The sequence below is a fragment of the Streptomyces sp. NPDC013457 genome, from assembly GCF_043089925.1.
Classification (GTDB): Bacteria; Actinomycetota; Actinomycetes; order Streptomycetales; family Streptomycetaceae; genus Streptomyces.
The window spans coordinates 376092-390746 of the sequence record NZ_JBICBL010000007.1 but is presented as its reverse complement, the minus strand read 5'-3'; the positions used below and the strand labels follow the sequence as shown (position 1 = coordinate 390746).

The following is a 14655-nucleotide window of genomic DNA, read 5'->3' as shown; positions in this document are numbered from 1 at the left end:
CCACGGGTACGACGAAGGCCCCCGCGAGTCGCCTCGCGGGGGCCTTCGTACGGCGGACTAGCTCCAGCTGGCGTGCAGCGGCTTGCCCTCGGCGTAACCGGCGGCGCTCTGGATGCCGACCACGGCCTTCTCCTCGAACTCGGCCAGCGAGGCCGCGCCCGCGTAGGTGCAGGACGAGCGGACGCCCGCGATGATCGAGTCGATCAGGTCCTCGACGCCCGGGCGGGACGGGTCGAGGAACATCCGGGAGGTCGAGATGCCCTCCTCGAAGAGGCCCTTGCGGGCACGGTCGTAGGCCGACTCCTCGCTCGTGCGGTTCTGCACGGCGCGGGCCGAGGCCATGCCGAAGGACTCCTTGTACGGACGCCCGTCGGCGGTGTGCTGCAGGTCGCCCGGGGACTCGTACGTCCCGGCGAACCACGAGCCGATCATGACGTTGGACGCACCGGCGGCGAGCGCCATGGCGACATCGCGCGGGTGCCGGACGCCACCGTCGGCCCAGACGTGCTTGCCGTACTTCTTCGCCTCGGCGGCGCACTCCAGGACGGCGGAGAACTGCGGGCGGCCGACGCCGGTCATCATGCGCGTGGTGCACATGGCGCCGGGGCCCACGCCGACCTTGATGATGTCCGCGCCGGCCTCGATGAGGTCGCGCACGCCCTCGGCGGCGACGATGTTGCCGGCGACGATCGGGACCTGCGGGTCGAGGGCGCGCACGGCCTTGATCGCGGCGACCATCGACTCCTGGTGGCCGTGCGCCGTGTCGATGACGAGCGTGTCGACGCCCGCGTCGAGCAGCTGCTTGGCCTTGCCCACGAAGTCGCCGTTGATGCCGACGGCGGCGGCGATGCGCAGCTTGCCGTTCGCGTCGACGGCCGGGGTGTACAGGGTCGCGCGGAGCGCGCCCTTGCGGGTCAGGATGCCGGCCAGCCGGCCGTCCTTGTCCACGGCCGGGGCGTAGCGCCGGTTGGCGTGGTCGAGCGTGTTGAACGCGTCGCGGGGCTCGATGTCGGCGTCGAGGAGCAGCAGGTCCTTCGACATGACCTCGGAGAGCTGGGTGAAGCGGTCCACGCCGGACAGGTCCGCGTCGGTGACGACACCGACCGGGCGGCGGTCCTCGTCGACGACGACGGCGGCGTCGTGCGACCGCTTGGGCAGCAGCGAGAGCGCGTCGGCGACGGTCTGGTGGGGCGCCAGGACGATGGGGGTGTCCAGGACGTGGTGGCGGCTCTTCACCCACGCGATGACGTCGGTGACGACCTCGATCGGAATGTCCTGGGGGATGACGACGAGGCCACCGCGGCGGGCGACGGTCTCGGCCATGCGGCGGCCGGCGATCGCGGTCATGTTGGCGACGACCAGCGGGATCGTCGTCCCGGTCCCGTCCGGCGAGGAGAGGTCCACCGCCTGGCGGGAACCCACGGCCGAGCGGCTCGGCACCATGAAGACATCGTCGTACGTCAGGTCGTAGGGCGGCTTGACGTCATTGAGGAAACGCACGTGCTGACATCCCAGTCGTTCGGATCGGCCCCTAGGCATTTCAGCCAGGGGAAAAAGCACGTAGTTCATTGTCCCACGCCTGTACGAATACCAGGACCGGGCGTTTCATCCGAGGCTTGCGACACCGGTCTTGTCGTTTCCTCCAAGAGCGAGGAGGACGGTGAGGCCGGTCGGGCTGGCGTCGACGGCCGTGGCGAAGACGTCCTGGGCGGTCTCCCAGTCGCTCGGCCTCGCCTCGGCGTAGGACTTCCAGCCGGTGACGACGAGGGCCACCGGCTCGGGGAGGTCCGTCAGGGAGTCGGCCAGGGCGTCCCAGTTCCGGCCGAACCAGGCGGGGAGCCCGAGGGCGGTGGAGCAGCGGTCCATGAACCCGGCCTTGTCGACGATCCCGTTCAGGTCGAGGACGCGCGCGTCATCGAGCCTCATCGGTCACCACCTCACGGAAGGTCTCGTAGTGGTCGTCCGTGTAGTAGACCTCGCCGCCCCGCCCGGTGACGAGGCGCCGTGGGCCGCGGTCGCGTTCGCCGGGGGTCCGGACGGTGTACTCGCGGTAGTAGCCGCGCTCGTGGAGCGGCAGGATCCGCTCGAAGTTGGAGAAGGTCGCGCCGTCCTTCTCGTACGGGAAGGGCCCGCCCCGCTCGATGAGCTCCAGGGCCGCCCGCGCCTCGGCCGGCAGGTCGCCGGCCTGGACGGTCACGAGCCCGGAGGATCCGGTGGGGGCGGGAGCGCCGTCGCCGGCGGCGGTGGAACAGCCGACGAGTGCCGCGACGCACAGCACGAGTGCGAGCAGCGCGCGGAGGGTCCGGGGCAGCATGCGCCGACGATACCGGCGCCGGGCCCGCCGGTACGGGTCCCGCGCGGACGGCGGCGGACGCGGCTCGGTACTGACCGGGCCGGGGATGCCCCCGGGGATGCCGGGCCAGGGCCGACCGGCCGGGCCCGGCTCAGTACAACTGACCGGGCCGGGACTGCCAGCCGGGCCGGGGATGCCCGCCCGGGGCCGACCGATCGGGCCCACAGGCGCCGGGGCGTCAGACGCCGTCCGGGTCCTTCCGTTCCAGCGCGGGGCGCGAGCCGGGGGCGGACTCGGTGAGGAGGTAGTCGGCCGCGGCGCGGTCGGTCACCAGGCTGGTGACCAGCCCGGAGCGGAGCACCGCGCCGATCGCCGCCGCCTTGCGCTGGCCGCCCGCGATCGCCACGACCTCGGGGATCCGGCGCAGCCGGTCCGCCTCGACCGTGATGCACCGCTCGCCCAGGTCACGGCCCACCCGGCGCCCTTCGGTGTCGAAGAGGTGCGCGGACATCTCGGCGGCGACGCCGAGGGAGGCGTAGTGGGCGCGCTCCTCGTCCGTGAGCATGTCGTGCACGGTCGAGATGCCCGGCTCCCAGGAGCCGATGGACACACAGGCGACGGTGACCTTGTCGAAGTACTCGAAGGCCCGCGCGATGCCCGTCTGGTTGCGCAGCGCGGCCGCCGTGGCGGGGTCGGGCAGCAGCATCGGCGCGTAGATGGGGTGCGCCTCGCCGCCGGAGACCTGGGCCGCACGCCGTACCGCCTCGACCGAGCCGCGCTCGGCCGTCCCGGCGTCGTACACGCCGGTGAGCTGGACGACGGTGCACGGGGGCAGCCGGTCGAGGGCGGCGGCCATGTGGATCGTCGAGCGGCCCCAGGCCAGGCCCAGGACGTCGCCCTCGTTCACCAGCTCGCCGAGCAGGTCGGCCGCGACCTCGCCGAGGTTCTCCGGGTCGGGCGACTCGTCCTCGCCCTCCGCCGGGGACTCGACGACGACGGCGTGGCGGAGCCCGTACCGGGCGCGGAGCGCGTCCGAGCGCTCCGCGTCCAGCTCGGCCGGGACGCGGATCTCGATCCGTACGAGGTCGCGTTCGAGCGCGGTCTCCAGGACCCGGGCCACCTTGAAGCGGCTCACGCCGAACTCCTCGGCGATCTGGATCTTGGACTTGCCCTCGAGGTAGAAACGGCGCGCCATGGCCGCCGCCTGCACCAGCTCCGCGGGTCCCATCCGCAGGGCTGACCGTCCCGCCGAGATTCCCGCCACCGCGATCTCCTTAGCTCTGTTCACGTACCGCTGCCCACGTGCCGCGTCGTGCTGCTGTCGTGCTGTTGTCGTCCTGCTGTCGTTCACACTCTGGACTCGCCGTTCATCCTGTCAGATCCGGCGGGTCCCGATCGGTCCTGTCGGTGCTCCGACGGACCGCGTTCATCTGCCGGAGGCTCAGTGGCCACACGCCCACGCCGCCGTGGCGGTCGCGGCGTCGGCCTTCGCGCGGAGGGAGCGGACGGCCTCGGCCGGGTCCTGGGCGCCGTAGACCGCCGACCCGGCGACGAAGACGTCGGCGCCGGCCTCGGCGCACCGCTCGATGGTGGACTCGGCCACCCCGCCGTCGACCTGCAGCCACAGCTCCAGTCCGTGCTTGGAGATGAGCTCACGGGTGCGACGGATCTTGGGCAGCATGATGTCGAGGAACGCCTGCCCGCCGAAGCCCGGCTCGACGGTCATGATCAGCAGCATGTCCAGCTCGGGGAGCAGGTCCTCGTACGGCTCGATGGGGGTGGCGGGCTTCAGCGCCATCGAGGCCCGCGCCCCCTTGGCACGGATCTCGCGCGCCAGCCGCACGGGGGCCGCGGCCGCCTCGACGTGGAAGGTGACGGACCCGGCGCCGGCCTCGACGTACTGAGGGGCCCAGCGGTCGGGGTCCTCGATCATGAGATGGCAGTCCAGCGGGGTGTCCGTGGCCCGCGCGAGCGACTCGACGATCGGCACGCCGAGCGTCAGGTTGGGCACGAAGTGGTTGTCCATGACATCGACATGCAGCCAGTCGGCACCGTCGACGGCCCGTGCCTCGTCGGCGAGGCGGGCGAAGTCTGCGGACAGGATGCTGGGGTTGATCTGCGCCATGAGCCAAGCCTGCCATGTTCTTGGGCACTTCTTTGCCGCTGAGCGGTTTCGAACCGGGATCCACGCGGGTTCGGTACGGATTCGGCCCGGATTCGGACCTGATTCCGGATTCGCCCCTGTCCACATGCCGGACGGGGGCGGATCCGCCCCCGTCAGGCAGTCCGCCGCAGCAGCGCCAGATACATCGCGTCCGTGCCGTGGAGGTGCGGCCACAGCTGGACGTCCGGCCCCTCGCCGAGCGCGGGCACGCCGGGCATCAGGGGACGTACGTCGATCCACTCCGCCTCGACCGCCGGCCCGCCGCGGCCCTTGAGCACGTCCTCGACGACCACCCGTGTCTCGGCCAGGTGCGGCGAGCAGGTGGCGTACCCGACGACTCCCCCGACGCGGACCGCCGACAGCGCCTCGCGCAGCAGACCGCGCTGGAGCGGGGCGAAGCCGTCCAGGTCCTCCGGGCGGCGACGCCAGCGGGCTTCGGGGCGGCGGCGCAGGGCGCCGAGGCCCGAGCACGGGACGTCCATCAGGACGCGGTCGAAGGAGCCGGGGCGCCACGGCGGGCGGGTGCCGTCGGCGGCGATGACCTGGTACGGGCCGGGGTTGCCGGCGAGCGCGCGCTCGACGAGACGGGCACGGTGCGGCTGCTTCTCGGAGGCGAGCAGGGCGGCGCCGCGCTCGGCGGCCAGGGCGCCCAGGAGGGCCGCCTTTCCGCCGGGGCCCGCGCAGCCGTCGAGCCAGCGCTCGTCGCGGCCCTCCAGGGGCGCGTTGGCGAGCGCGACGGCGACGAGCTGGCTGCCCTCGTCCTGGACGCCCGCGCGCCCCTCCTTCACGGCCTCGATGGCCCCGGGCTCGCCGCCCTCGGCCAGCCGGACCGCGTACGGCGACCAGCGGCCGGGCAGCGTGTCCTCGCCCGTGAGCTCGTCGGTGGTGGCGCGGCCCGGGCGGGCGACGAGCGTGACCTCGGGGCGCTCGTTGTCGGCTTCCAGCAGGTCCTCGATGCCGGCCCGGCCGCCGCCGAGGGCGTCCCAGAGCGCGGAGACGACCCAGCGGGGGTGCGAGTGGACGACCGCGAGATGGTCCTCGGCGTCGTCCTCGTAGGGCGGCGCGACCTGCTCCACCCAGGTGTCGAGGTCGTGCTGCGAGATCTTCCGCAGAACGGCGTTCACGAACTTGGCCCGCCCGTCGCCGAGCACCACGCGTGCGAGCTCCACGCTGGCGGAGACGGCGGCGTGGGTCGGGATGCGCGTCCCGAGCAGCTGGTGGGCGCCGAGCGACAGCACGTCGAGCACCGGCGGGTCGACCTCGCGGAGCGGCCGGTCGATGCAGGCGGACACGATGGCGTCGTACGTCCCCTGGCGCCGCAGCGTGCCGTAGACCAGCTCGGTCGCGAGCGCGGCGTCGCGTCCGTCGAAGTCGCCCTTCTCCCGGGCCTTCCTGAGCAGCGGCGGCAGCACGAGATTCGCGTACGCGTCCCGCTCGTCGACCGCCCTGAGCGCCTCGAAGGCCAGGATCCGCACGGGATCCTTCTGGGGACGGCGGTACGGCTTGGGGGGACGGCGACGTGCCTGCTCGCTCAAAGGTGCTCCGCGTGAGAAATGACGAGGTCGAACCCTCTCAGCCTACGTCCGCCGCCCCCGCACGCCGAAAAGCCCCCGTGACGACGCCGACGGCCCCGGCGGCGATCAGACACGAGACGGGCTCGCTCCCGCCGCCGGGCTAGACGCCGACACGCTCGCCGGGGGCGATGCGGACGCCGCGCGCCCAGTCGGCGGCCTTCATCGGCTTCTTGCCCTGCGGCTGGACCCAGAGCAGCTCGACGGCGTGCGAGCCGGTGCCGACGTACACGTTGTTCTTTCCGGCCGCGAGTTCGCCGGGCGTCAGATCGGTACGGTCCGGGACCAGCGCCGCCTGGATCAGCTTGAGGCGCTCGCCGCGGAACACGGTCCAGGCGCCCGGGGCGGGCGTGCAGCCGCGCACGACGCGGTCCACGCGCAGCGCCGGGGTCTTCCAGTCCACGTGCGCGTCCTCGACCTGGATCTTGGGCGCGAGGGTGATGCCGTCGGCGGGCTGCGGAACGGCCTTCAGGGTGCCGTCCTCGATGCCGTCCATCGTCGCGGACAGCAGGCCCGCACCCGCGAAGGCGAGCCGGGTGAGGAGGTCGCCGCTGGTGTCGGTGGGGCGGACGTCCTCGGTGATCACGCCGTAGACCGGTCCCGAGTCGAGCCCCTCCTCGATCTGGAAGGTCGACGCGCCCGTCACCTCGTCGCCCGCCATCACGGCGTGCTGCACGGGCGCCGCGCCGCGCCACGCCGGCAGTAGCGAGAAGTGCAGGTTGACCCAGCCGTGCGCCGGGATGTCGAGGGCGACCTTGGGGAGCAGAGCGCCGTACGCGACGACCGGGCAGCAGTCCGGCGCGATCTCCCGCAGCCGCGCGAGGAACGCCTCGTCCCTCGGCCGCGCCGGCCTGAGGATCTCGATCCCGGCCTCCTCCGCCCGCTGGGCGACCGGGCTCGCGACCAGGCGCCGGCCACGGCCGGCGGGGGCGTCGGGGCGGGTCACGACGGCGGCCACCTCGTGCCGGCCGGAGGCGAGCAGGGCATCCAGGGCGGGCACGGCGACCTCGGGGGTGCCTGCGAAGACCAGCTTCACTCGGAAAACCTCGCATCTCGGGGCGATGGGGGGTACCCCCCTGCTCGAGCGGAGCCGAGAGCCTGGGGGAGGGCAGCGCACCAGTCTAGAGGCCGTGGCGCGAGGGGGCGTACGTCACGGCGAGCGCCCCACGCATATGCGTGTACGCCCCCGATGCGTGACCCAACCCCGGGTGGCGCGTTGGTCAAGAGAGATTGACCGAAACGGGCCCCGCCCCCTCGTCGTGGCCCGACCCTTTTCCACGCCGGTTCGAGAGGCTTTCACATGGCCGACCACGCAACCCACGACGCCCAAGCCCGGGCGAGTCTGCACCTGTTGGTGCGGGACATCGAGCGGGTCCGGCGCCAGGTCGACGCACTGCGCACGCTCACGGCCCAGTTGGGCAACGTCTACCGTCCGCGCCGCTCCGGCCCGTCGACCGGCTTCGTCGTCTACGGCCGGGCACCCGCGCCGACCGTCCGGCTCGCGCAGGAGCTGCGGGACAGCGTCGAGACGCTGGTGACGGCGGCGGTCGACTTCGACCGCTCGCTCGGGTTCTCGTGGGACGCGGTGGGCTCGGCGCTCGGGGTCACGAAGCAGGCGGTCCACCGCCGGTACGGCGCACGGCGCGCGCCGCAGCCGGGTGTGGTGGTGGAGCAGGAGCGCGCCCCGGAGCCGGTGGTGGCGCGCACGCTCCCGGCGGTGCCGCCGGCCCGCACGATGCCTCCGCAGCCGGCGGCGCAGTCGCCCCTCCGCGAGGACCCCCGCCCCCCGGCCTTCCCGGGCCCCCGCAACGGCTGACCCGCCGCCGAACGCCCCCGCCGCCGCCCCGGTCCACCCCACCGGGGCGGCGGGGTCCCGCGACAGACCGTTCCGAGCGTCGCCGTGCCCTGGTCGCCTTACCCTGATCGACCTCCGTGACCGCCGCCCGTGGGGCGACGGGGCGTCAGGTGCCGTGCAGGCACGGTAAGATGGGTGCAGCATCGCGTGCCGGTGGCAGACCGTGTCAGGCATGGAGGCGCCGAACCGAAGGAGATCGACGATGCTCTCGTCGCACCCTTCGTTCTCGCGTGACTGAGCGCGAGACGACCAGGCTCGTCGCCTGGAGCCAAGAACTCCGCCGGGTCCACGCCCGACTGAGGGAAGCGCTGGCCCTGACCCGCGCCTCCCTTGCCGACGGCACCCCCGGCGAAGCGGCCACCCGTGAACTGCTGCTGTACTGCCATGGGTTCTGTACGGCGCTCGACGGCCATCATCAGGGCGAGGACCACACCCTGTTCCCGGCCATCGCAGCTGCCCATCCGGAGCTTCGGCCGGTGCTGCGCTCGCTCCAGCAGGATCACTCGATGATCGCCCACCTGATCGGCGGCCTGCAGGCCGCGGTCGACAGGGCGGCGCCGCCCGAGGAACTCGATCACCACCTCGAAGGCATCGCAGCGATCATGGAGAACCACTTCCGCTACGAGGAGCGGCAACTGCTCACCGTGCTCGAAACCCTGGAGCTGGCGGCCGAGCCCCGGGAGGTGCTGGGCCCGCTGTGACCGAACGACGCGCCCCGCACGGCTGACCTGCGGGATGGACCGTGGGGGCCGGACGGCGGGCGCCGTCCGGCCCCCACGGCGCGTCAGCCGATGTCCGGTGGATCCACCCGCACCCGCACCGCCTCCCCGCCGCCGCGCGCCAGCCGCGCCGCCTGGGCCTTCTTCATCGCCGCCGCGAGCGCCGCGCCGTTGCCCGGGGGCACGCGGACGAGTGCGCGCTCCCACTGCTCGCCCGGCGGGGTGTCCCCCGGGCGCCGCGGACCTCCGGGCCGCACGACGGGCAGCGGCACCGGCCCCAACACCTGCGCGTCGCCGGGCAGTTCGGCCGCCGAAAGAAACGCCACGACCGCATCCGGCGGACCCGAGACCGCCGCCATCCGGGACACCGGCGGGAAGCCGAGCTCCGCCCGCTCGGCCAGCTCGCGCTGGGCATGGCCCACGGGGTCCCACCGGACCAGCGCCTGCACCGGCCGCAGCGTCGGCTCCGCGACCACCACCACCGTGCCGCCCTCGCCCTGCCCCCGTACCAGCGATGCCGCGTCGATCCAGCGGCGCAGCGCCTCCTCGCCCGCCCGCAGGTCGGGGCGGCCGAGCATCGCCCAGCCGTCGAGCAGCAGCGCCGCCGCATAGCCGCCCTCGGCGACCGGCTCCGCCCCCGGCGTCGACACCACGAGCGCGGGCCGGCCGGGCACGGTGTCCAGGACGTGGTCCCGGCCCGACGTCCGCACCGGTACCGCCGGGAACGCCCGGCCCAGTTCCTCGGCCGTCCGCCGCGCGCCCACGATCTGTGCCCGCAGCCGCGTCGCGCCGCACTCGACGCAATTCCAGTCCGGCGCGCCCTGCCCGCACCACCCGCACCGCAGTTCCTGCTGCTCGGGTGCCTCCAGGGGCCCGGCGCAGTGCCGGCAGCGGGCGGGCGTCCGGCAGCGCTCGCACGCCAGCCTCGGTACGTAGCCCCGGCGCGGGACCTGGACCAGCACGGGACCGGTCTTCAGGCCCTCCCGTACGGTCTCCCAGGCAAGGGACGGCAGCCGCGCGGCGCGCGCCGCCTCGTCGCGGGCGAGCAGTTCGTCCCCGACGGTGCGGACGAGCGGGGCGGCGACGCGCACCTGGTCGCGGCCGGCCACGACAGGAGCGGCCCAGCCGGACTCCACGAGCTGTGCGGCCTCGACGGTGCAGCTGGTCGAGCCGAGCAGGAAGGCGCACCCGTCGTGCGCGGCGCGCAACAGCAGGACGTCGCGCGCGTGGGGCTGCGGGGCGTGCGGCTCGCTGTGGCTGCCGTCGCCGTCGTCCCAGATGGCGACGAGCCCGAGGTCGCGGACGGGCGCGAACATCGCGGCGCGCGTACCGACGACCGCCCGCACGGCCCCTCGCCGTACGGCGAGCCACTGGGCGTACCGCTTCTCCGGTCCGGTCTCGGCCGTGAGCAGCGCGTGCCGCCCGGGCCCCAGCAGGGCTGCGAGCGCCGCGTCCACGCGCGCGGCGGCCCGCCCGTCGGGTACGACGACCAGCGCGCCGCGCCCGGACGCGAGCGTGGCGCCCACAGCCCGGGCCAGCTCCTCGGCCCAGTACGGCCCCGGCAGCGCGTTCCAGACGGCGCGTGGGGCGCCGCCACGGGCCAGGGCGTCCAGGAACGCCGGACCGCGCTCGTACCGCCCCCAGCTGCCCGGCTCGGGCGCGGCGGGCGGGGGCAGCGGCTCGGGGGACGCCTTTCCCTCGGCTCGCGCGCTGCGGGGTGGAATCGCGAGCTGGAGCACGTCGGCCAGGCTCCCCGCGTACCGGTCGGCGACGGCCCGCGCGAGCCCCAGGAGCTCGGCGCTGAGCACCGGCTCGGGCGACACGACGTCGGCGAGCGCGGCCAGCGCGCCCTTGTAGTCCGACTCGGCGCGGCGCTCGACGAGGAACCCGTCGATCAGCCGCCCGCCCTCGCGCCGCCCGTCCCTGACCTGATGCGCCCCGGCCCCGAACCGCACCCGTACCCGCACCCCCGGCTGCGCGACGGCGTCCAGCTCCTCGGGCACGGCGTAGTCGAAGAACTGATCGAGATGGAGCACTCCCTTGTTGACCACCACCCGCGCGACGGGCAGCTCCTTGGCCAACGCGGCCCCCCGCCACGTCCGCGGCTTGGCCCGCGGCACCTTCGCCTTCCGCACAGACTCCCGAATGAGCGCGAGCTGCTCGTGCGACTCACCGGCCGCACCCTCGGGCGTCTCGTTCTCGCTGCTCACAGCCCCATACCTACCAGACCGCACCGACAGCCGGGCGGGGCCGGACGCACAGAAGCCCGGCGCCCCCTCAGGGGTGCCGGGCTTCCGTCGTGTGCGGTGGTCGCGAGGCCTACAGGCCCGCGGCCTTCTTCAGCGCGTCCACGCGGTCCGTGCGCTCCCAGGTGAAGTCGGGGAGCTCGCGGCCGAAGTGGCCGTACGCCGCGGTCTGGGCGTAGATCGGGCGGAGCAGGTCGAGGTCGCGGATGATCGCGGCCGGGCGGAGGTCGAAGACCTCGCCGATGGCGTTCTCGATCTTCTCGGTCTCGACGGTGTTCGTGCCGAAGGTCTCGACGAAGAGACCGACGGGCTCCGCCTTGCCGATCGCGTACGCGACCTGGACCTCGCAGCGCGAGGCGAGGCCCGCGGCCACGACGTTCTTGGCGACCCAGCGCATGGCGTAGGCGGCCGAGCGGTCGACCTTGGACGGGTCCTTGCCGGAGAAGGCACCGCCGCCGTGGCGGGCCATGCCGCCGTAGGTGTCGATGATGATCTTGCGGCCGGTGAGGCCGGCGTCGCCCATCGGGCCGCCGATCTCGAAGCGGCCGGTCGGGTTCACCAGGAGGCGGTAGCCGTCGACGTCCAGCTTGATGCCGTCCTCGACGAGCTGCTTCAGGACGTGCTCGACGACGAACTCACGGATGTCGGGCGCGAGCAGCGACTCGAGGTCGATGTCCGAGGCGTGCTGCGAGGAGACCACGACCGTGTCGAGGCGGACGGCCTTGTCGCCGTCGTACTCGATGGTGACCTGGGTCTTGCCGTCGGGGCGCAGGTACGGGATCGTCCCGTTCTTGCGGACCTCGGTCAGACGGCGGGAGAGCCGGTGCGCCAGGTAGATCGGGAGCGGCATGAGCTCCGGGGTCTCGTCCGACGCGTAGCCGAACATCAGGCCCTGGTCGCCGGCGCCCTGCTTGTCCAGCTCGTCCTCGTCGCCCTCGACGCGCTTCTCGTACGCCGTGTCGACGCCCTGCGCGATGTCCGGGGACTGCGACCCGATGGAGACCGAGACGCCGCAGGACGCGCCGTCGAAGCCCTTCTTCGAGGAGTCGTACCCGATCTCGAGGATCTTGTTCCGAACGAGGGTGGGGATGTCGGCCCACGCCTTCGTGGTGACCTCGCCGGCGACGTGTACGAGGCCGGTGGTGATCAGCGTCTCGACGGCGACGCGGGACGTGGGGTCCTCGCGGAGGAGCGCGTCGAGGATGGTGTCGCTGATCTGGTCAGCGATCTTGTCGGGGTGACCTTCGGTCACGGACTCCGAAGTGAACAGACGACGGGACACAATGCTCCCTGGGGTTGCAGCGGCTGCTGGCTGAACAATGTCGGACGGCAGGGGGCTGCGCCCCGCGTCGTACCAAGAACAGTCTATCGGGCGTCGTCAGCCATTGGGCCAGGTGTCTCGGAAGATGGGAGCGTCCCGCTCGCCGGTTCCGGTCCGTCCCGCGCCGCTCTCACCGGCTCGGATCGCCCGCTTGGACCGTTTTCCCGGGAAATCCACTCGGCCGGCACGGTGAAATCCGGCCGCCGGGAGTGAGATTTACCCGAATTCTCTCAGGGAAGAGGCCTAAGGCGCGGTGCGACCAGGTCCCAGACCTTCTCGGCAAGTGCTTCCTTCGGGCCGTACGGAACGGGCGTGTCGGAACCGTCGGAGGCGAGGATCACGGCCTCGTTCTCCTCGGAGCCGAAGGTCTTGCGCTCGCCCACCTCGTTGACCACGAGCAGGTCGCAGCCCTTGCGGCGGAGCTTGTCCCGCCCGTTGGCGAGGACGTCGTCCGTCTCGGCCGCGAAGCCGACGATCACCTGGTCCGGCAAGGCCCGGTCGGCGGAGATCTCGGCGAGGACGTCGGGGTTGCGGACCAGCTCGACGACCGGCGCCTCGATGTCGTCCCGCTTCTTGATCTTGCCGGGGGCGTAGACGGCCGGGCGGAAGTCGGCGACGGCGGCGGCCATGACCACGGCGTCGGCGTCGGCCGTGGCCTTGAGAACGGCCTCGCGCAGCTGGACCGCGGTGCCGACGTGGACGACGTCGACCCCGGCGGGGTCGGGGATGCCGGTGTTGGCCTCGACGAGCGTGACCCGGGCGCCCCGGGCGGCGGCGGCCTTGGCCAGGGCGTAGCCCTGCTTGCCGGAGGAACGGTTGCCCAGGTAGCGGACCGGGTCGAGGGGCTCGCGGGTGCCGCCCGCGCTGACCACGACATGGCGGCCGACGAGATCGGGGGCGGCCGTGCCGCGCGTGAGGATCCGCCGGCAGACCTCGAAGATCTCGCCGGGGTCCGGCAGCCGGCCCTTGCCGGTGTCGACGCCGGTGAGACGGCCGACCGCGGGCTCGATGACGACGGCGCCGCGCCGGCGGAGCGTGGCCACGTTCTCCTGGGTGGCGGGGTGCTCCCACATCTCGGTGTGCATCGCGGGGGCGAAGACGACCGGACAGCGGGCGGTGAGCAGCGTGTTCGTCAGGAGGTCGTCGGCGAGGCCGTGGGCGGCCTTGGCGAGCATGTCGGCGGTGGCGGGGGCCACGACGACGAGGTCGGCGGCCTGCCCGATCCGTACGTGCGGGACCTCGTGGACGGACTCCCACACCTCGGTGGAGACGGGGTTGCCGGAGAGGGCGGACCAGGTGGCCGCGCCGACGAAGTTCAGGGCGGAGTCGGTCGGCACGACACGGACGTCGTGACCCGACTCGGTCAGCCGCCGGAGCAGCTCACAGGCCTTGTACGCGGCGATGCCGCCGCTGACGCCCAGAACGACCTTCGGCTTGGTCACCACTGCCACTCCCCGCACTCGGACTGCGTACCTCGGATGCGTACGACTCCATGAGACACCACAGGCCCGGCGGATGTTCCGCCGGGCCTGGGGTGACGAACGCGACGTTCGTACGTGCTTACTGCGCCGGGCCCTCGATGGCCTCGGAGGTCAGCAGACCCGCGTTGATCTCGCGCAGGGCGATCGAGAGCGGCTTCTCGTGGACGTGGGTGTCGACGAGCGGACCGACGTACTCGAGCAGGCCCTCGCCGAGCTGCGAGTAGTACGCGTTGATCTGACGCGCGCGCTTGGCCGCGTAGATCACGAGGCTGTACTTCGAGTCGGTGGCCTCGAGCAGCTCGTCGATCGGCGGGTTGATGATGCCCTCGGGCGCGGTGATGGAAGAGGACACGCTCTAGCCTTCCGAAGAAACTTCTGTGAGCTGATCGGGATGATCAGATCCAGGTGATCAGAAAAAGATCAAACAACGTTCATCAAGGCTAGCAGCTCACGCGCCACGTCCTCGACGGAGGTGTTGACCAGGGTGGTGTCGAACTCCGGCTCGGCGGCCAGTTCGATCTTGGCGGCCTCCAGCCGGCGCTCGATGACCTCGGGCGACTCGGTGCCGCGGCCGGTGAGCCGGCGGACCAGCTCGTCCCAGCTCGGCGGCGCCAGGAAGACCAGCTGCGAGTCGGTCATGGACTCCTTGACCTGCCGGGCGCCCTGGAGGTCGATCTCCAGGAGCACGGGCTCGCCGGCCTCCAGGCGCTCCAGCACCGCCTGGCGCGGCGTGCCGTAGCGGTTGCCCGCGAACTCGGCCCATTCGAGGAGTTCCCCGTTGGCGACCAGCTTGTCGAATTCGTCGTCCGTGACGAAGAAGTACTGGACGCCGTGCTTCTCGCCGGGGCGGGGCTTTCGTGTCGTGGCCGACACCGAGAGCCAGACCTCGGGGTGGACCTTGCGCATATGAGCGACGACCGTGCTCTTGCCCACCCCGGAGGGGCCGGAGAGCACGGTCAGCCGCGGACGTACCTCTGCTGCCATGCAGCGATTATTCCAGCTTTA

At 72.8% G+C, this 14655-nt stretch carries 14 protein-coding genes; 2 read left to right on the top strand and 12 right to left on the bottom strand.

Going from position 1 to position 14655, the window contains the following annotated elements:
- Positions 1-57 precede the first annotated feature (57 nt).
- The 7 genes from ACF1G2_RS21345 to fmt form a co-directional block, all read right to left on the bottom strand.
- Positions 58-1500 carry a GuaB1 family IMP dehydrogenase-related protein gene (locus tag ACF1G2_RS21345; protein WP_391799767.1) on the bottom strand — a complete coding sequence of 481 codons (1443 nt, stop codon included), beginning with the start codon at positions 1498-1500 and terminating at the stop codon, positions 58-60.
- A 105-nt stretch (positions 1501-1605) separates the two neighbouring features.
- Positions 1606-1926, bottom strand: a complete 321-nt coding sequence (locus tag ACF1G2_RS21340; protein ID WP_391799766.1) for a barstar family protein — start codon at positions 1924-1926, stop codon at positions 1606-1608.
- Entirely contained in the window at positions 1913-2314 is a 402-nt protein-coding gene (locus tag ACF1G2_RS21335; protein ID WP_391799765.1) for a ribonuclease domain-containing protein, read from the bottom strand. The genes ACF1G2_RS21340 and ACF1G2_RS21335 overlap by 14 nt, the downstream gene beginning before the upstream one ends.
- A gap of 217 nt (positions 2315-2531) precedes the next feature.
- Entirely contained in the window at positions 2532-3548 is a 1017-nt protein-coding gene (locus ACF1G2_RS21330; protein WP_352186625.1) for a sugar-binding domain-containing protein, read from the bottom strand.
- A 186-nt stretch (positions 3549-3734) separates the two neighbouring features.
- Positions 3735-4418: a ribulose-phosphate 3-epimerase gene (rpe, locus tag ACF1G2_RS21325; protein WP_391799764.1), complete on the bottom strand. Its 684-nt coding sequence runs from the start codon at positions 4416-4418 to the stop codon at positions 3735-3737.
- A 152-nt stretch (positions 4419-4570) separates the two neighbouring features.
- The gene (locus ACF1G2_RS21320; RefSeq protein WP_391799763.1) at positions 4571-5992 is read right to left on the bottom strand and encodes an RsmB/NOP family class I SAM-dependent RNA methyltransferase; all 1422 of its coding nucleotides are present in this window, start codon (positions 5990-5992) and stop codon (positions 4571-4573) included.
- Positions 5993-6131: 139 nt separating this feature from the next.
- Positions 6132-7064: a methionyl-tRNA formyltransferase gene (gene fmt / locus ACF1G2_RS21315; RefSeq protein WP_391799762.1), complete on the bottom strand. Its 933-nt coding sequence runs from the start codon at positions 7062-7064 to the stop codon at positions 6132-6134.
- Positions 7065-7328: 264 nt separating this feature from the next.
- On the opposite strand from fmt, the gene ACF1G2_RS21310 reads away from it, so the two are divergent.
- Complete coding sequence (locus ACF1G2_RS21310; protein ID WP_391799761.1) at positions 7329-7844, top strand: hypothetical protein; 516 nt, start codon at positions 7329-7331, stop codon at positions 7842-7844.
- Positions 7845-8113: 269 nt separating this feature from the next.
- Positions 8114-8584, top strand: a complete 471-nt coding sequence (locus ACF1G2_RS21305) for a hemerythrin domain-containing protein (protein WP_391799760.1) — start codon at positions 8114-8116, stop codon at positions 8582-8584.
- An 83-nt stretch (positions 8585-8667) separates the two neighbouring features.
- On the opposite strand, the gene ACF1G2_RS21300 is transcribed toward ACF1G2_RS21305, so the two are convergent.
- From ACF1G2_RS21300 to gmk, 5 genes are all read right to left on the bottom strand, one after another.
- A complete protein-coding gene (locus tag ACF1G2_RS21300; protein ID WP_391799759.1) occupies positions 8668-10812 on the bottom strand; it encodes a primosomal protein N' in 2145 nt (714 codons plus the stop codon).
- 109 nt (positions 10813-10921) lie between these two features.
- A complete protein-coding gene (metK, locus tag ACF1G2_RS21295) occupies positions 10922-12130 on the bottom strand; it encodes a methionine adenosyltransferase (RefSeq protein WP_260231122.1) in 1209 nt (402 codons plus the stop codon).
- A 269-nt stretch (positions 12131-12399) separates the two neighbouring features.
- The gene (gene coaBC / locus ACF1G2_RS21290; RefSeq protein WP_391799758.1) at positions 12400-13611 is read right to left on the bottom strand and encodes a bifunctional phosphopantothenoylcysteine decarboxylase/phosphopantothenate--cysteine ligase CoaBC; all 1212 of its coding nucleotides are present in this window, start codon (positions 13609-13611) and stop codon (positions 12400-12402) included.
- Between the two features lie 118 nt (positions 13612-13729).
- On the bottom strand, positions 13730-14002 hold the full coding sequence (gene rpoZ / locus ACF1G2_RS21285; RefSeq protein ID WP_005319902.1) for a DNA-directed RNA polymerase subunit omega: 273 nt from the start codon (positions 14000-14002) through the stop codon (positions 13730-13732).
- Between the two features lie 68 nt (positions 14003-14070).
- Positions 14071-14634: a guanylate kinase gene (gene gmk, locus ACF1G2_RS21280; RefSeq protein WP_352186567.1), complete on the bottom strand. Its 564-nt coding sequence runs from the start codon at positions 14632-14634 to the stop codon at positions 14071-14073.
- Positions 14635-14655 lie beyond the last annotated feature (21 nt).